The organism is Amycolatopsis sp. NPDC005961 (assembly GCF_040629235.1).
Lineage (GTDB): Bacteria > Actinomycetota > Actinomycetes > Mycobacteriales > Pseudonocardiaceae > Amycolatopsis > Amycolatopsis camponoti.
Genome location: NZ_JBEXVF010000004.1, coordinates 108954 through 127325 on the forward strand (window position 1 = coordinate 108954; position 18372 = coordinate 127325).

An 18372-nucleotide genomic window follows, 5' to 3' on the forward strand; every position below is an offset into this window, starting at 1 on the left:
ACGGGTGAAGATCACCGGGGTTGAAACGTTTCTGGTCGCGCCGCGCTGGCTGTTCCTCAAGGTCAGCACGGACGAGGGCATCAGCGGCTGGGGTGAGCCCGTGGTCGAGGGCCGCGCGGAGACCGTGCGCGCGGCCGTGCACGAGCTGTCCGAGCTGCTGATCGGCCAGGACCCGCTGCGCATCGAGGACCACTGGCAGGTGCTGCGCCGCGGCGGCTTCTACCGCGGCGGGCCGGTGCTCTCCAGCGCGCTCGCCGGGTTCGACCACGCGCTGTGGGACATCGCCGGCAAGATCCGCAACGCGCCGGTGCACGAGCTGCTCGGCGGCCCGGTCCGCGACCGCATCCGGGTGTACAGCTGGGTCGGCGGCGACCGGCCGTCCGGCATCCGCGAGGCCGTGTCCGCGCAGGTCGAGGCGGGGTTCACGGCGGTGAAGATGAACGTCGCCGGCCCGTTGACCGCGATCGCGTCGCCCGCCGAGGCGGATGCCGCGGTAGCCCGGGCCTGGGAGGCCCGGGAGGTGCTCGGCCCGCACCGCGACCTCGCGATCGACTTCCACGGCCGCGTCTCGCCCGCGATGGCACGGCGGCTGGTGAAGCTGCTCGAAGACGTCCAGCCGATGTTCGTCGAGGAGCCGGTGCTGCCGGAGACCCAGGGCGACGCGCTGCGCTCGGTCGTCGAGGCTTCGACCGTGCCGATCGCGGTCGGCGAGCGGCTCTACTCGCGCTGGGAGTTCAAGCCGGTGCTCGACGCGGGCGTGGCGGTGGTCCAGCCCGACCCGTCGCACGCCGGCGGCATCTCCGAGCTGCGGCGGATCGGCGCGCTCGCCGAGATGTACGGCGCTTCGCTCGCGCCGCACTGCCCGCTGGGGCCGATCTCGCTGGCCGCGTCGATGCAGGTCGCGTTCGCGACGCCGAACTTCCTGATCCAGGAACAGAGCGTCGGCATGCACTACCACGAGGGTCACGAGCACGCGTACCTCACGGATCCGTCCGTCTTCGCCTTCCAGGACGGCTACGCGGCCCGCCCGCTCGGGCCCGGTCTCGGCATCGAGGTCGACGAAGCGGCCGTCCGCCGCGCCGACGAGGTCGGGCACGCCTGGCGCTCCCCGGTGTGGCGCCACGAAGACGGCGGTCTCGCCGAATGGTGACCTGGCTCGACCGCGGCGACCTGCGGCTCGGCCTGGTCCCGGAGCTCGGCGGCCGGCTGCTGTCGGTGCGCTACCGCGGCGTCGAGTTGCTGTGGCGCAACGCCGATCTGCTCGGCGACGACCTGCTCGCGGACTACGCGCCGAACTCGGGGCGGATGGGCGACTGGGTCAACTACGGCGGCGACAAGACGTGGCCCGCGCCCCAGGGCTGGTCCGGCCCGGACGAGTGGGCGGGCCCGCCCGACCCGGTCCTCGACTCCGGCCCGTACGCCGCCGTGCTGGACGGCGACACGGTGACCATGACCAGCGCGCCGGACCCGCGCACCGGCCTGCGCTTCACCCGCGCGGTCACGATCCTCGACGACGGCTACCGGCTGGACCTGCGCGCGGAGAACGTGTCGGAGCGGGTGGTGCGCTGGGCGCTGTGGAACGTGACCCAGCTGCCCGGCGGCGGGGCGGTCACCGCGGGACTCCGGCGGCCCGACGTGGTCGCGCTGGTCGCCGGGACCGGCACGCCGGAGTACACAGTGGACGGTGATCGGCTGGTCGTGCCGCCCCAGGACGTCGTCGGCAAGCTCGGCGTGCCGGGGACCGCGGGCTGGGTGACCTACGGCGCCTTGACGCTCTCCTTCGACGTCGACCCCGCGGGCGAGTACCCGGACCAGGGCTCGCCGCTGGAGATCTGGCTGGAGCACCCGCTCCCGGAGCCGCTCGCGGAGCTGGGTGACCTGGATCCGCCCGCGCGGATCGTCGAGCTGGAGGTGCTCGGCCCGCTGACCGTGCTCGCCCCGGGTGCTGCGATGAGCCTGACCTGCACAGGTATCGTGAGGGCGTGACGGACAAGCCCCGCATTCCGAACGTGCTCGCCGCCCGCTACGCCTCGGCGGAGCTGGTCTCGCTCTGGTCGCCGGAGCACAAGGTCGTCCTGGAGCGGCAGCTCTGGCTCGCCGTCCTCAAGGCGCAGAAGGACCTCGGCGTCGAGGTGCCCGACGGCGTCGTCGAGGCCTACGAGCGCGTCATCGACGAGGTCGACCTCGAGTCGATCGCCGCCCGGGAGCGGGTCACCCGGCACGACGTCAAGGCGCGGATCGAGGAGTTCAGCGACCTCGCCGGCCAGGAGCACATCCACAAGGGCATGACCTCGCGCGACCTCACCGAGAACGTCGAGCAGCTGCAGCTGCTCCGTTCCCTCGAACTCGTGCGCACGCGCGTCGCCGCCGTGCTGGCGCGGCTGGCCGCCCTCGCCGTCGAGCACGCCGACACCGTCATGGCCGGCCGCTCGCACAACGTCGCCGCGCAGGCCACCACCCTCGGCAAGCGGTTCGCCACGGCGGCCGACGAGCTGCTCGTCGCCTTCGACCGGCTCGACAACCTCGTCGGGCGCTACCCGCTGCGCGGCATCAAGGGCCCGGTCGGCACCGCGCAGGACATGCTCGACCTGCTCGGCGACGAGTCCACTTTGGACCAGCTCGAAGACCGCGTCATGCAGCACCTCGGCTTTAACAAGAGATTCGTCAGCGTCGGCCAGGTGTACCCGCGCTCGCTCGACTTCGACGTGCTGTCCACTGTGGTCCAGCTCGCGGCGGCGCCGTCCAGCCTGGCCAAGACGATCCGGCTGATGGCCGGGCACGAGCTGGTCACCGAGGGCTTCAAGCCCGGCCAGGTCGGCTCGTCCGCCATGCCGCACAAGATGAACACCCGCTCGTGCGAGCGCGTGAACGGCCTCGCCGTCGTGCTGCGCGGCTACCTCTCCATGATCGGTGAGCTGGCCGGCGACCAGTGGAACGAGGGCGACGTCTCCGACTCGGTCGTCCGCCGCGTCGCGCTGCCGGACGCGTTCTTCGCGCTCGACGGCCTGCTGGAGACGTTCCTCACGGTGCTGGCCGAGTTCGGCGCCTTCCCGGCGGTGATCGAGCGTGAGCTTGATCGCTACCTCCCGTTCCTCACCACGACGAAGGTGCTCATGGCTTCGGTCCGCGCGGGCGTCGGACGTGAGACGGCCCACGAAGCCATCAAGGAGCACTCCGTCGCCGTCGCGCTGGAGATGCGGGAAGGCCGCGCCGTGAACGACCTCCTCGACCGCTTCGCCGCCGACGAGCGCATCCCGCTCGACCGCGGTGAGCTGGACAAGCTCCTCGCCGACCGCATTTCGTTCACCGGCACGGCCGGGCGTCAGGTCGAGCAGGTGGCCGAGCGCGTGGCCGAGGTGCTGCGGCGGTTCCCCGCGGCCGCGGGCTATGCGCCGCAACCGATCCTGTGAGCTGACGCACTCGTCCACGGAGTGGAACGAATCCCCGCAAACGGGCGGAATCCCTAATCTCGATCGCTGAACCCCGCCGTTCTTCGCGTGCCGATCGCACGCGTCCAACCCACGGAAGAAGCGATGAGATCCACGCTGTCGAAAATCGCCGCGGTCGTCACCGCGACCGCGCTGACGCTGACCCTGGCCGCGTGCGGCTCGGACGGCGGCTCGGCGACCACCCTGCGCGTCGGGACCCTGAGCGACGCACCGCCGTCGATCTACCTGGAAAACGGCCGGTTCACCGGCTACGACAACGAACTGCTGCGCGACATCGCGAAGCGTGAGGGGTTCGAGGTCGAGTTCGTCGGTACGGAGTTCTCCAGCCTGCTGGCCGGCGTCGCGACCGGCAAGTTCGACATCGGCAGCTCGACGATCTCCAGCACCGAGGCGCGCAAGAAGACGGTCGCGTTCTCCAACGGCTACAACACGGGCTTCACCACGATCGTCACGGTCAAGGGCGCGAACCTCAAGGACCCGGCGGCGTTCGCGGGCAAGCGCCTCGGCGTCGTCCAGGGGTCGGTGCAGGACGAGCTGGCCGGCAAGACCGCCGGCGCGCAGGTCGTCCGTTTCCCGGACTACAACGCGGGTTTCGCGCAGCTGAAGAACGGCACGCTCGACGGCTGGGTCGTCCCGCAGGACATCGGCCAGAAGTACCTTGACCAGAACCCGGCGGTCCCGCTGGAGCTCGGCTACACGGTGGAGGACAAGGACACGCCGTCGGCGTTCGCGGTCGCGAAGAACAATCCCGACCTGCTGAAGAAGCTCAACGACGGCCTGGCGAAGGCGATCGCGGACGGTTCGGTGGCCCGCATCTACGCCCAGTTCTACAAGACGACACCGTTGTCGAAGGAACTCCAGCCGGGCGGCCCCGGTCTGCTCGTGAAGAACCTGTAGTCCACAATGGACGACTTCGTCAACACCTTCCTGAACTGGGAGTACATCTCCCAAGTCCTGCCGGACCTGGTCAAGACCGGCCTGCTGAACACCCTCGTCCTGTCGGTGTCCTCGGCGCTGATCGGCACCGTGTTCGGCATGCTGCTGGCGGTCATGGGCCTGTCGGCCAAGTGGTGGCTGCGCTGGCCCGCGCGGATCTACACCGACGTCTTCCGCGGGCTGCCGGCCATCCTCACGATCCTCCTGATCGGCCAGGGACTCGGCACGCTCGCGCGGGACGTCGTCGGCACGAACCCGTACCCGATGGGCATCCTGGCGCTTTCCCTGATCGCGGCGGCCTACATCGGCGAGATCTTCCGGGCCGGCATCCAGAGCGTCGAGAAAGGACAGCTGGAGGCCGCCCGGGCGCTCGGGATGGGCTACGCGAAGTCGATGCTGCTGGTGATCATCCCGCAGGGGGTCCGGCGGGTGCTGCCAGCGCTGGTGAACCAGTTCATCGCGCTGGTCAAGGACTCCAGCCTCGTCTACGTGCTGGGCCTGCTGTCCGGGCAGCGCGAGCTGTTCCGGATCGGCCAGGACCTCGCGGCGACCACCGGCAACCTGTCGCCGCTGGTCGCCGCCGGGGTGTTCTTCCTGGTGATCACGGTTCCGCTGACGCACCTGGTGAACCACATCGACAAGAAGCTCCGGACCGGCCGCGAGGTGCGCGCCGGCGAGCCGGACGACGACCCGGTGGAGATCGGTCCCGGCGGGAGGGTGAGCACGTGGTGACCACGGCGGTGCGGTCGTCCAGCGTGGAGCTGCGCGACATCCACGTCAGCTTCGGCACGCTCGAAGTCCTGCGCGGGGTGGACCTGCGCGTCGAGAGCGGCAAGACGACCTGCGTGATCGGGCCGTCCGGCTCCGGCAAGTCGACGCTCCTGCGGTGCGTGAACCGCCTGCAGGAGCCCGACTCGGGCGACCTCCTGCTCGACGGCGAGTCCGTGATCGGGTCCGACCCGGACGTGCTGCGCCAGCGCGTCGGCATGGTGTTCCAGCACTTCAACCTCTTCGGCCACCGGAGCGTGCTGGACAACATCGTGCTGCCGCTGCGCAGCGTGAAGAAGCTGAGCAAGGAGGAGGCGTCGGCGATCGCCCGCGCGCGCCTCGCCGACGTCGGTCTCGCGGACAAGGCGCCGTACCGGCCGAGCGCGCTCTCGGGCGGTCAGCAGCAGCGCGTCGCCATCGCCAGGGCGCTGGCGATGGAGCCCGAGGTGATGCTCTTCGACGAGGCCACCAGCGCGCTCGACCCCGAGCTGGTCAAGGGCGTGCTGGACCTGATGGCGGGTCTGGCTTCGCGGGGACTGACCCTGATCGTCGTCACGCACGAGATGGGCTTCGCGCGCAGCGTCGCCGACGAGGTCGCGTTCATGGACGCCGGCCGCATCGTCGAGCAGGGCTCGCCGGCCCGGCTCTTCGACGACCCGCAGAGCCCCCGGCTGCGGCGGTTCCTGTCCCAGGTCCTGTAAAACGGCGCGCCGCCTCGCCGTGCTCGCAGGTAGCCTGCGGGCATGGCGAGGATCGCGCGGCTGACGTACTACCCGGTCAAGGGGTGTGCCGGCACTTCGGTGCCGTCCGCCGAGGTCGGGCCCGCCGGGCTGGCGCACGACCGGGTCTTCCAGGTCGTCGCGCCGGACGGCGACTTCCGCAGCCAGCGTCGCTACCCGATCCTCGCCTCGGTCCGGCCGCGCGTCGACGGCGGCAAGCTCGAACTCGCCGCGCCGGGCGTCGAAGACCTCGTCGTCGACATCCGGCGCGACGGCCCGCGGCACCCGGGCTCGACGTTCTCCTGGCACGGCACCGGCATCCACCAGGGCGAAGAGGCCGCGCAGTGGTTCTCGGACCTGCTCGGCCTGCCGTCGGTCCTGATCGGCGTCGCGCCGGACCACGAGCGCGTCACCGGCGGCGAGACGCCCGGCACGGCCGCGTTCGCCGACGGGCACGCGCTGCTCGTCGCGTCCGAGTCCTCTTTGGACGGCCTGAACGCGCGCATCCTCGAACGCGGCGCCGAACCCGTGCCGATGGACCGCTTCCGCCCCAACATCGTCATCTCCGGCTGGGTCGAGCCGCACACCGAGGACGAAGTCCGCGCGATGTCCGCCGGCACCGCGAAGTTCGGTTACGCCAAGCAATGCGTGCGCTGCACGGTGCCGATGGTCGACCAGGACACGGGCGAAAAGGCCGGCCCCGAGCCCATCCGCACGCTCGCGGGCTACCGGCGGCACCCGGACGGCGGCGTGATCTTCGGGATGAAGGCCGCGGTGCTGCGCCCGGGTCAGGTGGCGGTCGGCGACGAGGTGATCGTGCACTCCTGGGCCGGTCCGAGGCCCAGCACGGCGGCCGCGGAACCGCCGTTGACGGCGACGGCGAGCCGTCCGGCGGAGTCGGTGTAGAGCACGCTCGCGCCTGCCGGCACGTCGGCGAAGGTGCGGCCGATCTCGGTGGTCACCGCGACCCGCTCGCTGTGCACGGAAACCGCGCCGGACAGCCCCGACAGCTCCAGGTCCGCGGGGGTCGCGGCGAGCTGGACGTTGCCGAAGTGGTCGACCGTCAGCACCTCCGACACCAGCTTCCCGGGGAACGCCGCCACGAACGGCTCCGGCAGCTCGACCAGGGCGGACACCGGGTCACCGAAGTCCGACGCCGCGACACCCAGTGCGAGGTGCGCGGCCGCGGGCGCGAAGACGTCCCGGCCGTGGAACGTCGCCGAGGTCACCGGCAGCCGCAGCGACGGCTCCGCCAGCTCGTACGCGGCCTGGACGCCGCCCAGCGCGTGCGCGGCGGGCAGCAGGAGGCCGTTGTCCGGCCCGACCAGCAGCCCGCTCCCGGCGACGACGACCACGCCGAGCCGGGTCGTGCCGACGCCCGGGTCGACGACGGCGACGTGCACCGCCTCCGGCAGGAACGGCACCGTCTGGGCCAGCGCCATCGCCCCGTGCCGGACGTCCTGGGGCGGCACCTCGTGTGTGACGTCGAGCACCCGCACGGCGGGCGCCAGCCGCGCGATCACGCCGTGGCAGGCCGCCACGAAGCCGTCGCGCAGGCCGTAGTCGGTGGTCACCGAGATCCAGTCGTACGCCATGCCAGCATCATCCATGGTGGCGGAGGGTGCGCGTTAGGGTTCAGCGCGTGACACCCCTCCCCACCCCCGAGCGAGTCGCCACCGGCAAGGTCCGTGACCTGTACGCCGTGGGCGACGACCAGCTGCTGGTCGTCGCTTCCGACCGCATTTCCGCCTTCGAGCGCGTGTTCCCCACCGACGTTCCGGACAAGGGCCGGGTCCTCACCGCGATGAGCGTGTTCTGGTTCCGCGAGCTGGCCGACGTCCTCCCGAACCACCTGATCGCCCACGACGGGCCCGCCATCCCGGAGGCCTTCCGCGGGCGGGCGCTGCTGGTCGAGCGGCTCAAGATGCTGCCGGTGGAGGCCGTCGTCCGCGGCCACCTCGCCGGCCGGGGGTACGCGGAGTACCGGAAGTCCGGTTCGGTGTGCGGGATCGCGCTGCCGCCCGGGCTGGCCGAGTCCGCGCGGCTGCCGGAGCCGATCTTCACGCCGTCCACCAAGGCGCGTCCCGGCGAGATCGACGAACACCTCGACTTCGAGACGTTCGCGACGGTCCTCGGCCGCCCGCTCGCCGAGCGGGTCCGCGAGGCCTCGCTCGAGCTGTACCGCCGTGGTGCCGCCCGGGCCGCGGAGCAGGGCCTGCTGCTGGCCGACACGAAGTTCGAGTTCGGCGTCCGGCCGAACGGTGAGCTCGTGCTCGCGGACGAGCTGCTGACCCCGGACTCGGCGCGCTACTGGCTCGCCGACGGCCACCGCCCCGGCCGCCCGCGGCCGTCGTTCGACAAGCAGCACGTGCGCGACTGGCTGGTCGACCCGGCGTCCGGCTGGGACTGCGTGTCCGCGCTGCCGCCGTTGCCGCCCGAGGTGGTGACCGCCACGCGCAAGCGCTACCTCGAGGCATGCCGCCGCATCACCGGGCGTTCCCTGGCAGACTGGCTGCGTGATCCTGCTGATCTGCGGCAGCCTGCGGGCCGGCTCCGGCAATGCGGCGGTGCTGGGGACCGTGGCGACGCTCACCGCGAGCAAGACGTACACCGGTCTCGGCGATCTGCCGCACTTCAACCCGGATGACGACCGCGAGCCGCTGCACCCCGAGGTAGCGACGCTGCGGGCGGCGATCAAGGAAGCGGACGCGGTCCTGATCTGCACACCGGAGTACGCGGGCGGCCTGCCGGGCTCGTTCAAGAACCTCCTGGACTGGACGGTCGGCGGCGGCGAGATCTACGGCAAGCCGGTGTCGTGGATCAACGCGTCCTCGGTGGCGGCGCCGACGGGCGGCCGCGACGCGCACGACTCGCTGCGGAAGGTCCTGACGTACGCGGGCGCGAAGATCGTCGACGACGCGTGCGCGCGCATCCCGGTGTCGCGCGCCGACGTCGCCGACGGTCAGGTCGCCGACCCGGATCTGCGCGGGCGGATCGCGGTGGCGGTCCAGCGGCTGCGGGAAGGCATCTGACCCTTCCGGCAACCGACGTCCGGCCGTTCTGCGCAGTTCACGGCGACGTCAGACGCGTGCGTCCCAATGGTGGCGTGGAAGCTCGCTTGCTGGTTTCGCTGTCGGGAATCACCCCGCGCACGCTGCACCGGTGCGCCGACCTCGCGGCCGAGCTCGACCGCCGCAAAGTCCCGCTTTCGGTGCTCTACGCCGCCCGCACCGGCGGCGGCCCGGTGACGGAGTGGGTGCGCACGCGCGCCCGGGCCGGCGATTCCGTGCTGCTGCACGGGTACGACCACACCGTCACGCCCACGCACCGCACGGTGTACCTGGGCAAGAAGGCGGAGTTCGCGACGCTGCCGGCCCACGAGGCGCGGCTGCGGCTGATCGCCGCGAAGGCGGCGCTGGACAGCAACGGTCTGGCTGTCGACGGCTTCGCACCGCCGCGGTGGATCGCCTCCCAGGGCACGCTGCAGGCGCTGGCGGAGCACGGGTTCCGCCTGTGCGCGGACCTCGGCGCGGTGCGCGACCTGGTCACGGGCGAGGTGCGCCGGGCCCGCGTGAATGAGTTCACGAGCCAGTCGCACCGCACGGAAACGGTGCGCTGCTTCGCACTGGTGCTGGCAGCGGCGCGCGCGGCCCGCCGGGGCGGACTGGTCCGGCTGGGGGTGGACGCCACGGACCTCACCCGCCCCGGCCTCCGCCAGGCCCTGCTCGACGCCGTGGACGTGGCGTTGGAGAACCGGGCCTTCGGAGCGACCTACGGCTCGCTGCGCGCGATCGCGGCCTAGAACTTCGCCGGCTCGGCTCGCTCCAGCACCTTGACCTCGGTGCCTTCCGGCGCGAGGTTGCCGAACAAGCCGTAGTGCAGAGCCGGGTTGGCCAGCACGGCTTCGTGGATCGGCACGGCGACCCGCGGTGCCACGGCCCGCAGGTAGTCGACCGCTTCGCCGGCCTTCAGCCACGGCGCGCCCGTCGGCAGGCCCAGCACGTCGATCTTCTGCTCGGGTACGAAGAACGAGTCGCCCGGGTGGAAGAACGCGCCGTCGTCGAAGACGTAGCCGATGTTCGGGATCACCGGGATGTCCGCGTGGATGACGGCGTGCTCGCCGCCGACCGCTTTGATCGAGGTGTCCCCGACGGCGAACGCGTCACCCACATTGGCGATGTCGAACGACAGTCCCAGCTTTTCGACCTCGGGAGCCGAGCCGGGGTCGACGATCAGCTTCGCGTCCGGGTTGGCCTCGAGGACCTTCGGCAGCCGGTCGACGTCCAGGTGGTCGAAGTGCTGGTGCGTGACCAGCACCGCGGACAGCTCCCGCTCACCCTCGAACCCGGTGGAGAACGCGCCGGGGTCGATCAGGATCCGCTCGGAGCCGGTCTCCAGCAGTATGCAGGCGTGTCCGAAATGGACGATACGCATCGATGTTCTCCTTCGCTGGTGGTCGATTCCAGCCTAGTCCCGGTCCACCAGCCGGTGCCGGATCTCGGCGAGGTCCTCGTGGGCGACCCCCGCGTCGAGGAGGTACCGCTCGACGTCCAAACCGTCGAGCGTGTCCCGGACGGCCGCCGCGGTCGTGGTGCCCCGCTCCGCGAGGACCGCCGCGATGACCGGCCCCTGGTCTTCGGCGCCCATCGCGGCGTACAGCGGTTTCACGGCTTCGGCGGACAGGTCGTAGTCCGCGGCGATGGCGTCGGGGGTGGCGTCCGCGAGCGCCAGGAGCAGGAGCGCGATCAGACCGGTCCGGTCGCGCCCGCCACCGCAGTGGAACAGGACGCCGCCGGGAGCGGACCGGGCGATCGCGATCATGACCGCGGCGCAGCGCTCGGCCTTCCGGTCGAGGAAGACGCGGTAGTAGAGCGGGGTGGCGTTCAGCCGCTCGCCGTTGACGTACCGCCAGAACTCGAGGTCGTCGATGTCGTCGAGGGGAACCTCCACGCGGTCGATGCCCGGCGGGGTGGCCGGGCCGGTCGCGGCGGCGAACTGCGCGGAACCCGCCAGCGCCGTCGGGGCGTCCGCCGTCGGCCGGATCTCGTCCGGGTTGCGCAGGTCGATGACGGTCCGGACGCCGGACTCCCGCGCTTGAGCCCACCCGGCGTCGGTCACGAACCGGAGGTCCGCCGCCCGGAAGAAAGCCCCGTGGCGAGTCGTGCCGCCCGATCGCGTCGGCAAGCCACCGAGGTCCCGGGTGTTGTGGAAGCCTTCCCAAGCCACTGCTCTGCTCACCCGTCACAGTTTGCCGGTGAGCAGCGCGTCGCCCAGCTCGGTCCGCCGGTACAGCACCCGATGGCCGCGCCGCTCGGACGTCAGCAACCCCGCCCCGCGCAACGCGGTGAGGTGCGCCGAAACCGTCGCCGGCGCCAGGCCGTGGCGCCGGGCCAGCTCGGTCGTCGCCGCCGGGCGGTCGAGGGTGGTCAGCAGCAGCGCCCGCGTCCGGCCGAGGACCTCGACCAGCGGCTCCGGCGGCGTCGCGGACGACGTCCACAGCGCGGCCACGCCGCGAGCCGGGTAGAGCAGCGAGATCTGCCACGGCGGCACGGTCACCACGCCGACGTTCGGCCACGCGAACACCGCCGGGATCAGCAGCAGCCCGCGCGCGTCGATCTCCACCCGCTCGCGGGCCCGGAGGTCGACCAGGACCGACGTGTCCGACAGCCGCACGCGCGGGTGCAGGCCGGCCAGCATCGACGCGATCCCGCCGGAGCCCAGCTGCCGCGTCCGGTACGCGATGTCCGCCGCGAGCAGCTCGCGCAGGCGGGGCCACTCCGGCGCGAGCAGTGCGTCCCACACCGTTTCGAGCTGGTCGGCCAGCAGGTCGCGCGCCGTCGCCGGGTCGTCCGGCAGCAGCGAGAGGTCGGCGTCGACCATCCCCAGCTCCAGCGCGACCTGGTGCGGCGGCGTCGCCCGCACGGCCCGCAGCTGCGCCTCCGCCGTCGTCTCCGGGCCGTCGGGCGGCGGGCTCAGGAACTCGGTGATGTAGTGCCGCGCGCCCAGGACCGCGGCCAGCTCGGGCACGTCGGGAGCCGCGGACAGCCACGGCAGGTGCGCCGGGTGCCGCCGGACGCCGAGCAGCGTCTGGACGGCTCCCAGCACCTCCTCCAGCGGCGAGATCGCGAACCGGACGCGTTGCGCGCCCGCCGCCGTCAGGACCAGCTCGATCATCGCCGATTCGCTCTCACCCGAATCAGTGTGCACCGGAAGGGCGGCGAGTGAGCGTAGGACCATGTCGTTGTTCACCCATCGCGCCTACTGGCGCTGGTCGGCGGGCGTCCAGTTCGCCCGGCTCCCGGCGACCATGGCGCCGCTCGCGTTCACCCTGCTGACCACCGCGACGACCGGGTCCTACCGGCTCGGCGGCGTGCTGATGTCGGTCTACGTCGCGGCCGAGATGCTCTGCGCGGTGCCGGTCGGGCGGCTGCTCGACCGCGTCGGCCCTTCGCGAGGGCTGCCCGCGCTGCTGCTCCTGACCGCCGCCGGGTTCGCCGTCTTGACCGCGGCCGCCGCGGCGGCCGCACCCACCTCGGTGCTGCTCGCGATCGTCCTGCTGCCCGGCATCACAGGCGGGGCGTTGTCGGGCGGCTTCCGGACGCTGCTCGCGGACACGGTCGACGACGGGTTGCTTCCCCGCGCGGTTTCCGTCGACGCCATGATCCTCGACGGCGTGCTCGTCGGTGGCCCGGCGCTGGTCGCGCTGCTCGACCTGGCCGGCACGTTCGTGCCGTTGACCGCGATGGCCGCCGCCTGCGTGGCCTCCGCCTTGCTCGTCCCGCGTCGCGCGAGTTCCGTCGATCGGGGGGAAGCCGGAGACGATGGTCCGCCCGCGCGGCTGTTCGACTGCCTGCCCTGGCTCTGCTGCACCTTCACCATCGGGCTGCTGACGTCGTCGATCGAGGTCGCGCCGTTGCCGCTGGTCGAGCGCTTGGGTGCACCCGCGACGGCCGCGCCGGTGGTGATTGTCGTGCTGACCGGGACGAGCATCGCGGGCAGCGCGCTCTACGCGTGGCGGGGCAAGATCGGCGATCCGCGGCTGTTCCTCGGGGGGTTCGTCGTCGGCGGGCTGGGGCTCGCCGCGAACCTCGGCTGGCCGGGCTTGGTCGCGTCGGTGGGTTTGATCGGCGCGTGCGGCGGACCGCTGGTGGCCGCGACCTCGGTCAACCTGCAGCGCGTGCTGCCGAGGAATCGCAGGTCGGCGGGGTTCTCGCTGAGCTTCACGGTGCAAGCGGCCGGCTTCGGGCTGGGTTCGCTGGCCGTCGGCGTGCTGCCGTTGTGGCTCGCACCGTTGTTCGGTGTCTTTGCCGCGGCGATCGCGGGTGCAATGCTGGTGGCGAAGCCCGCGAGAGCTATTGGCACAGTGTCAGTAACGTCGTAACCTGGGCTGACCCGCGACCTCCAGGGAGACGCCGATGACTGCCGTCCAGCCGAAGCCGACGTCGGTCGGCGAGACCTTCGACTCGCTGAGCCCGGCGACCGACGAGGTGGTCGGAACCTACCCGGTGCACGACGCCGAGGACGTCCAGGCGGCCGTCGCGCGAGCGCGTGTCGCGGCGAAGTGGTGGGAGGACCTGGGCTTCGCCGGGCGCGCCGAGCGGCTGCGCGCCTGGAAGGGCGTGCTGACGCGCCGGCTCCCGCAGCTGTGCCAGGTCGTCCGCGACGAGACCGGCAAGCCGATCGCGGACGCGCAGCTCGAGAGCGTCCTGGCCATCGAGCACATCGCGTGGGCGGGCAAGCACGCGAAGAAGATCCTCGGCAAGCAGAAGCGCTCGGCCGGGCTGCTGATGTCGAACCAGGCGGCGACCGTCGAGTACCAGCCGCTGGGCGTGGTCGGCGTGATCGGCCCGTGGAACTACCCGGTGTTCACGCCGCTCGGTTCGATCGCGTACGCGCTCGCCGCGGGCAACGCCGTGGTGTTCAAGCCCAGCGAGTACACGCCCGGCGTCGGGAAGTGGCTGGTCGACGCGTTCGCCGAGGTCGTGCCCGAGCAGCCGGTGCTGCAGCTGATCACGGGCTTCGGCGAGACGGGCGCGGCGCTGGTCGGGGCGGGGGTCGACAAGATCGCGTTCACCGGCTCGACCGCCACGGGCAAGCGCATCATGGCCGCGGCGGCCGAGACGCTGACGCCGGTGGTCATCGAGGCCGGCGGCAAGGACCCGGTGCTGGTCGACGCGGACGCCGACCTCGACGCGGCGGCCGACGCGACGGTCTGGGGCGCGTTCTCCAACTCGGGCCAGACGTGCATCGGCGTCGAGCGGGTGTACGTCCACGAGAAGGTCCACGACGAGTTCGTCGCGAAGGTCGTCGAGAAGTCGAAGGACGTGCGCGCGGGCTCGGACGAGGCGGCGCAGTACGGCCCGGTGACGATGCCCTCGCAGCTGGGCGTGATCAAGCGCCACATCCAGGACGCGCTGGCCCGCGGCGGCAAGGCGGTCCTCGGCGGCGAGGAAGCGGTCGGCGACCGGTACGCCCAGCCGACGGTGCTGGTCGACGTCCCGGAGGACTCCGAGGCGGTCACCGAGGAGACGTTCGGCCCGACGGTGACGATCGCGAAGGTCCGCACCATGGACGAAGCGGTCGAGAAGGCGAACAACACGAAGTACGGCCTGGGCTCGACGGTCTTTTCGAAGTCCCGCGGGGTGGAGCTGGCGGAGAAGCTGCGCACCGGGATGACGTCGATCAACGCACCGCTGTCGTTTGCCGGAATCGCGTCGTTGCCCTTCGGCGGCGTGGGCGACTCGGGCTTCGGCCGCATCCACGGCCCGGAGGGGCTGCGCGAGTTCGCCCGCACGAAGGCGATCGCCCGCCAGCGCTTCACGGCGCCGTTGACGCTGACCTCGTTCACCCGCAAGCCTTCGACGGACGCGATGGTGGCCAAGCTGGTGACGATCCTGCACGGCAAGCGCTGAGCCGGTCCGGGGTTGTGGACAAGTCGCGTCCACAACCCCGGAACCGCCCGGAACTGTCGGTGGCCGCCGCTAAGCTGGATACCGGGGGCCGCGGCCACTGTCAGCAAGGCCGGGCACGCGACAAGCCGTCCCGCAGCCGTTCAGCGCCCCCGGATCAGATCCGCCGCCTTCTCCGCCACCATGATCGTCGGCGCGTTCGTGTTCCCCCGCGGCACCACGGGCATCACCGAAGCGTCGACCACCCGCAGCCCCTCGACGCCCTGAACCCGCAGCTGGGGATCGACCACCGACCCGATCGCGCACGTCCCGACCGGGTGGTAGAGCGTCTGCGTGTTCTCGCGGATGTGCTCGGCCAGCTCGGCGTCGGTCAGATCGTGCCGCGCGGGCAGGAACGGCTGGTCGAGGAACCGCTTCAGCGGCCCGGCGCGCCCGATCTCGATCAGCGCGCGCAGCCCGGCGATCATCCGGTCCATGTCCACGGATTCCGAGTAGTACGCCGGGTCGATTTCCGGCTTCCACGCCGGGTTCGCCGACTTCAGCCGCAGCCGGCCGCGGCTCGCGACGTCCACCAGCGTCGCCGCCGACGTGAACCCCGGGACCGTCGGCTCGCGCATGCCGTTGTCGTAGAACAGCGTCGGCGCGACGTGGATCTGCATGTCCGGCGCCGGCAGCCCGCCGGTGGTCGGGAAGAACGCGCCCGCTTCGCCGATGTTCGACGTCAGCGGCCCGCGCTTGGTCAGCTGGTAGCGGACGAGCCCGCGCGGTGTGGCCGCGTCGACCAGGTCGGTCGTGCCGCGCGTGGACCAGATGATCCCGCACGCCGGGTGGTCGTGGAGGTTCTCGCCGACACCGGGCAGCGCCGCGACGACGTCGATGCCGTGCTCGCGCAGGTGCTCGGCCGGCCCGACGCCGGAGAGCATCAGCAGCTGCGGCGAGTTGACCGCGCCACCGCTCAGCAGCACCTCGGTGGACGCATGCGCCGTGCGCTCCACGCCGTTGTCCAAATAGGACACACCGACCGCGCGCGTGCCCTCGAAGACGACGCGGGTCGCCGGCGCGCAGGTCTTCACCGTCAGGTTCGGCCGCTCCAGAGCGGGCCGCAGGTACGCGTCGGCGGTGGACCAGCGGCGGCCCTTCTTGCAGGTGACCTGGTAGACGCCGGCGCCTTCCTGGCTCTCGCCGTTGAAGTCGTCGGTGCGCTTGAGGCCCCACGCGACGGCCGAATCGACCCACGCCGTCGACAGCTCGTGGGTGAACCGGCGGTCTTCGACGTTCAGCGGGCCGTCGGTGCCGTGCAGCGGCCCGTCGAACCGCTGGTTGCCCTCGGCGCGCTTGAAGTACGGCAGGACGTCGTCCCAGCCCCAGCCTTCGGCGCCGTGGGAATCGCGCCAGCCGTCGTAGTCGGCGCGGTTGCCGCGGATGTAGATCATGGCGTTGATCGACGAGCAGCCGCCGAGCATCTTGCCGCGCGGCCAGTACGCGGTCTTGCCCGTGTGCTTCTGCTCGACGGTCTCGTAGTTCCAGTCCCACTTGGTCTTGAACAGCGAGGCGAACGCCGCGGGGATGTGGATTTCGTCCGCTGTGTCCTCGGCGCCCGCTTCGAGCAGCAGGACCTGGGCGGACGGGTCCTCGGTCAGCCGGTTCGCCAGGACGCAGCCCGCGCTCCCGGCGCCGACGATCACGTAGTCGTAGGAGTCCACGGTGCCTCCACAGCTGTTGGCGCGATGTCAACGACTCATCATGGCGCAGCGGCGCGCCGTCGGCCAGTCTAGTTTTCCCGGCGGCCCCCGCGGCCTGCCGAACTGGGTGAACTATGCTCGCGGGGTACCCACGACCTGCGTGAATAAGGAGCAGCCTGCCGTGGCCCGAGTCGTCGTCGACGTCATGCCCAAGCCCGAAATCCTCGACCCGCAGGGACAGGCCGCGCTCGGCGCCGCCGGCCGTCTCGGCTTCACCGGGATCAAGGAGATCCGTCAGGGCAAGCACTTCGAGATCGAGGTCGACGACACGGTCGACGACGCGACGCTCGAAAAGATCGCCGAGGGCTTCCTCGCGAACCCCGTCATCGAGCAGTGGACGATCACGCGGGTCGACGCGTGAGCGCGCGCATCGGCGTCATCACGTTCCCGGGCACGCTCGACGACGGCGACGCGGCCCGCGCGGTCCGCTACGCCGACGCGGAGGCGGTGCCCCTGTGGCACGCGGACGAAAACCTCCACAACGTCGACGCGGTGGTCGTCCCGGGCGGATTTTCCTACGGCGACTACCTGCGCGCGGGCGTGATCGCCCGGTTCGCGCCGGTGATGACGCCGGTGATCGAGGCGGCGCGCGCGGGCATGCCGGTGCTCGGCATCTGCAACGGGTTCCAGATCCTGTGCGAGGCGGGGCTGCTGCCCGGCGCGATGATCCGCAACCAGGGCCTGCACTTCATCTGCCGCGACCAGTGGCTGCGGGTGGAGAACACCGAGACGGCGTGGACGTCGCGCTACGAGCCCGGCGCCGAGATCCTCATCCCGATGAAGAACATCGACGGGTGCTACGTGGCCGAGCAGTCCACTTTGGACGAGCTGGAGGCTGAGGGGCGCGTGGTGTTCCGGTACGTCGGCGGCAACCCGAACGGCTCGCGCAACGACATCGCGGGGATCCGGTCCGAGAACGGCCGGGTCGTGGGCCTGATGCCGCACCCGGAGCACGCGATCGACGCGCTGACCGGGCCTTCGGACGACGGGCTCGGCATGTTCTACAGCGCGGTGGACGCGCTGATCAAGGCCTGAGGGCGGCCGCCGGGAAGTTTTCGGGCTTCCCGGCTGCGTGTCGTCCAGCCAAGTACGCGTGTCGTCCAGCCGGGTACGCGTGTCGTCCAGCTGGGTACGCGTGTCGTCCAGCCAAGTACGCGTGTCGACTGCTCAATCACGCGTGTCGGCTTCCTGATCACGGGTGACGACGGTTCGCGCTCCGCCGAAAGGGCCCGGAATCGCGGAGCCAACCGCGCGGAACGCGAGTTCGCTGCGTGGAGGGCGGCCCTCGGCCCCCGGTCACCAGTTTATCGAGCCCCACCGACAGTTCCGGGGTTGCGGACGCGAGTTGTCCACAGCCCCGGACTTTGTCAGCTCTTGCTCTGGTCGTTCGACAGCCACTTCTCCGGCCGCACCCGCACCAGCACCGACCGCTCCCCGAGCGCCGAGTCGACGTACGCCTTCGCCTGGTCCTCGGGCCAATACCGGCCCGCGATCCGCAACGCCTGCTCGCGCGTCGGGGGCTCGTCGTTCGCCACCACCGGCCCCTCCACCGTCACGTACTTGTACGGCGGGTTCTCGTCCTGCACCGCCAAGCTCAACCGGCCGGCCGCGGTGATCGCGCGGTCCTTGACCGTGTCGCGCTCCATCCAGATCAAGACCTCGCCACCGGGCGAGTAGTCGTACCAGACCGGGACCGCCAGCGGGGCCCGGCCGGCGCGCTCCACCGCCAGGACCCCCACGTGCACCCCGCTCAAGAACGCTTCGCGCTCGGCCGCGGTCATCACGAACGACATGGCACTCCCCAGGTCGAAAGATTGGCTACCTGGGGAGCAACCAGCCGAGCACTCCG

20 protein-coding genes are annotated in these 18372 nt (G+C 71.5%); 14 read left to right on the top strand and 6 right to left on the bottom strand.

What is annotated here, in order from left to right:
• The first annotated feature begins 4 nt into the window (after positions 1-4).
• From dgoD to ABZ342_RS05295, 7 genes are all read left to right on the top strand, one after another.
• On the top strand, positions 5-1150 hold the full coding sequence (gene dgoD, locus ABZ342_RS05265) for a galactonate dehydratase (RefSeq protein WP_360468915.1): 1146 nt from the start codon (positions 5-7) through the stop codon (positions 1148-1150).
• On the top strand, positions 1144-1986 hold the full coding sequence (locus tag ABZ342_RS05270) for a DUF4380 domain-containing protein (protein ID WP_360468917.1): 843 nt from the start codon (positions 1144-1146) through the stop codon (positions 1984-1986). The genes dgoD and ABZ342_RS05270 overlap by 7 nt, the downstream gene beginning before the upstream one ends.
• A complete protein-coding gene (gene purB / locus ABZ342_RS05275; RefSeq protein ID WP_360468919.1) occupies positions 1983-3410 on the top strand; it encodes an adenylosuccinate lyase in 1428 nt (475 codons plus the stop codon). Before ABZ342_RS05270 ends, purB begins: the two co-directional genes overlap by 4 nt.
• 123 nt (positions 3411-3533) lie before the next feature.
• Positions 3534-4346, top strand: a complete 813-nt coding sequence (locus ABZ342_RS05280; RefSeq protein ID WP_360468921.1) for an ABC transporter substrate-binding protein — start codon at positions 3534-3536, stop codon at positions 4344-4346.
• Between the two features lie 6 nt (positions 4347-4352).
• Positions 4353-5117: an amino acid ABC transporter permease gene (locus tag ABZ342_RS05285; RefSeq protein WP_155548022.1), complete on the top strand. Its 765-nt coding sequence runs from the start codon at positions 4353-4355 to the stop codon at positions 5115-5117.
• On the top strand, positions 5114-5854 hold the full coding sequence (locus tag ABZ342_RS05290) for an amino acid ABC transporter ATP-binding protein (protein WP_196425790.1): 741 nt from the start codon (positions 5114-5116) through the stop codon (positions 5852-5854). The genes ABZ342_RS05285 and ABZ342_RS05290 overlap by 4 nt, the downstream gene beginning before the upstream one ends.
• A 42-nt stretch (positions 5855-5896) precedes the next feature.
• The gene (locus tag ABZ342_RS05295; RefSeq protein ID WP_360468924.1) at positions 5897-6778 is read left to right on the top strand and encodes an MOSC N-terminal beta barrel domain-containing protein; all 882 of its coding nucleotides are present in this window, start codon (positions 5897-5899) and stop codon (positions 6776-6778) included.
• On the opposite strand, the gene ABZ342_RS05300 is transcribed toward ABZ342_RS05295, so the two are convergent.
• Positions 6661-7467, bottom strand: coding sequence for an SAM-dependent chlorinase/fluorinase (locus ABZ342_RS05300; protein WP_360469230.1), 807 nt, complete (start codon positions 7465-7467; stop codon positions 6661-6663). The two genes, ABZ342_RS05295 and ABZ342_RS05300, sit on opposite strands and share 118 nt — an antisense overlap.
• A gap of 47 nt (positions 7468-7514) precedes the next feature.
• Between ABZ342_RS05300 and ABZ342_RS05305 the strand changes: the two genes are divergently transcribed.
• The 3 genes from ABZ342_RS05305 to ABZ342_RS05315 all read left to right on the top strand — a co-directional run bounded on the left by ABZ342_RS05305 (position 7515) and on the right by ABZ342_RS05315 (position 9674).
• Positions 7515-8519, top strand: a complete 1005-nt coding sequence (locus tag ABZ342_RS05305; RefSeq protein ID WP_360468926.1) for a phosphoribosylaminoimidazolesuccinocarboxamide synthase — start codon at positions 7515-7517, stop codon at positions 8517-8519.
• The gene (locus tag ABZ342_RS05310; protein ID WP_360468928.1) at positions 8440-8904 is read left to right on the top strand and encodes an NADPH-dependent FMN reductase; all 465 of its coding nucleotides are present in this window, start codon (positions 8440-8442) and stop codon (positions 8902-8904) included. Before ABZ342_RS05305 ends, ABZ342_RS05310 begins: the two co-directional genes overlap by 80 nt.
• Before the next feature lie 74 nt (positions 8905-8978).
• Complete coding sequence (locus tag ABZ342_RS05315) at positions 8979-9674, top strand: DUF2334 domain-containing protein (protein ID WP_360468930.1); 696 nt, start codon at positions 8979-8981, stop codon at positions 9672-9674.
• Here ABZ342_RS05315 and ABZ342_RS05320 read toward each other — a convergent pair.
• The 3 genes from ABZ342_RS05320 to ABZ342_RS05330 are packed head-to-tail and all read right to left on the bottom strand — an operon-like array spanning position 9671 to position 12046.
• Complete coding sequence (locus ABZ342_RS05320) at positions 9671-10306, bottom strand: MBL fold metallo-hydrolase (protein ID WP_360468932.1); 636 nt, start codon at positions 10304-10306, stop codon at positions 9671-9673. The genes ABZ342_RS05315 and ABZ342_RS05320 overlap by 4 nt on opposite strands.
• Before the next feature lie 33 nt (positions 10307-10339).
• Positions 10340-11110, bottom strand: a complete 771-nt coding sequence (locus ABZ342_RS05325) for a tyrosine-protein phosphatase (RefSeq protein WP_360468934.1) — start codon at positions 11108-11110, stop codon at positions 10340-10342.
• Between the two features lie 3 nt (positions 11111-11113).
• Positions 11114-12046 (bottom strand): DUF5937 family protein, encoded by a 933-nt coding sequence (locus ABZ342_RS05330; RefSeq protein WP_360468936.1) that lies wholly within the window; start codon positions 12044-12046, stop codon positions 11114-11116.
• A 61-nt stretch (positions 12047-12107) separates the two neighbouring features.
• Here ABZ342_RS05330 and ABZ342_RS05335 point away from each other — a divergent pair, with 61 nt between their 5' ends.
• The gene (locus ABZ342_RS05335; RefSeq protein WP_360468938.1) at positions 12108-13253 is read left to right on the top strand and encodes an MFS transporter; all 1146 of its coding nucleotides are present in this window, start codon (positions 12108-12110) and stop codon (positions 13251-13253) included.
• Positions 13254-13287: 34 nt separating this feature from the next.
• On the top strand, positions 13288-14784 hold the full coding sequence (locus ABZ342_RS05340; RefSeq protein ID WP_155548016.1) for an aldehyde dehydrogenase family protein: 1497 nt from the start codon (positions 13288-13290) through the stop codon (positions 14782-14784).
• A 140-nt stretch (positions 14785-14924) separates the two neighbouring features.
• Here ABZ342_RS05340 and ABZ342_RS05345 read toward each other — a convergent pair whose 3' ends face one another.
• Positions 14925-16484: a GMC family oxidoreductase N-terminal domain-containing protein gene (locus tag ABZ342_RS05345; RefSeq protein WP_360468941.1), complete on the bottom strand. Its 1560-nt coding sequence runs from the start codon at positions 16482-16484 to the stop codon at positions 14925-14927.
• 160 nt (positions 16485-16644) lie between these two features.
• Between ABZ342_RS05345 and purS the strand changes: the two genes are divergently transcribed.
• Entirely contained in the window at positions 16645-16884 is a 240-nt protein-coding gene (purS, locus tag ABZ342_RS05350; protein ID WP_086675945.1) for a phosphoribosylformylglycinamidine synthase subunit PurS, read from the top strand.
• On the top strand, positions 16881-17558 hold the full coding sequence (gene purQ, locus ABZ342_RS05355; protein ID WP_360468944.1) for a phosphoribosylformylglycinamidine synthase subunit PurQ: 678 nt from the start codon (positions 16881-16883) through the stop codon (positions 17556-17558). Before purS ends, purQ begins: the two co-directional genes overlap by 4 nt.
• A gap of 332 nt (positions 17559-17890) precedes the next feature.
• Here purQ and ABZ342_RS05360 read toward each other — a convergent pair whose 3' ends face one another.
• Positions 17891-18316 (bottom strand): pyridoxamine 5'-phosphate oxidase family protein, encoded by a 426-nt coding sequence (locus ABZ342_RS05360; RefSeq protein WP_155548013.1) that lies wholly within the window; start codon positions 18314-18316, stop codon positions 17891-17893.
• Positions 18317-18372: the final 56 nt, after the last annotated feature.

What these genes read in the sequence shown, in the direction of transcription:
- ABZ342_RS05270 (WP_360468917.1), top strand. Translation starts at nt 1,144, where the DNA reads ATGGTGACCTGGCTCGACCGCGGCGACCTGCGGCTCGGCCTGGTCCCG.
- ABZ342_RS05280 (WP_360468921.1), top strand. Translation starts at nt 3,534, where the DNA reads ATGAGATCCACGCTGTCGAAAATCGCCGCGGTCGTCACCGCGACCGCG.
- ABZ342_RS05285 (WP_155548022.1), top strand. Translation starts at nt 4,353, where the DNA reads ATGGACGACTTCGTCAACACCTTCCTGAACTGGGAGTACATCTCCCAA.
- ABZ342_RS05295 (WP_360468924.1), top strand. Translation starts at nt 5,897, where the DNA reads ATGGCGAGGATCGCGCGGCTGACGTACTACCCGGTCAAGGGGTGTGCC.
- ABZ342_RS05300 (WP_360469230.1), bottom strand. Translation starts at nt 7,467, where the DNA reads ATGGCGTACGACTGGATCTCGGTGACCACCGACTACGGCCTGCGCGAC.
- ABZ342_RS05320 (WP_360468932.1), bottom strand. Translation starts at nt 10,306, where the DNA reads ATGCGTATCGTCCATTTCGGACACGCCTGCATACTGCTGGAGACCGGC.
- ABZ342_RS05330 (WP_360468936.1), bottom strand. Translation starts at nt 12,046, where the DNA reads ATGATCGAGCTGGTCCTGACGGCGGCGGGCGCGCAACGCGTCCGGTTC.
- ABZ342_RS05335 (WP_360468938.1), top strand. Translation starts at nt 12,108, where the DNA reads ATGTCGTTGTTCACCCATCGCGCCTACTGGCGCTGGTCGGCGGGCGTC.
- ABZ342_RS05340 (WP_155548016.1), top strand. Translation starts at nt 13,288, where the DNA reads ATGACTGCCGTCCAGCCGAAGCCGACGTCGGTCGGCGAGACCTTCGAC.
- ABZ342_RS05360 (WP_155548013.1), bottom strand. Translation starts at nt 18,316, where the DNA reads ATGTCGTTCGTGATGACCGCGGCCGAGCGCGAAGCGTTCTTGAGCGGG.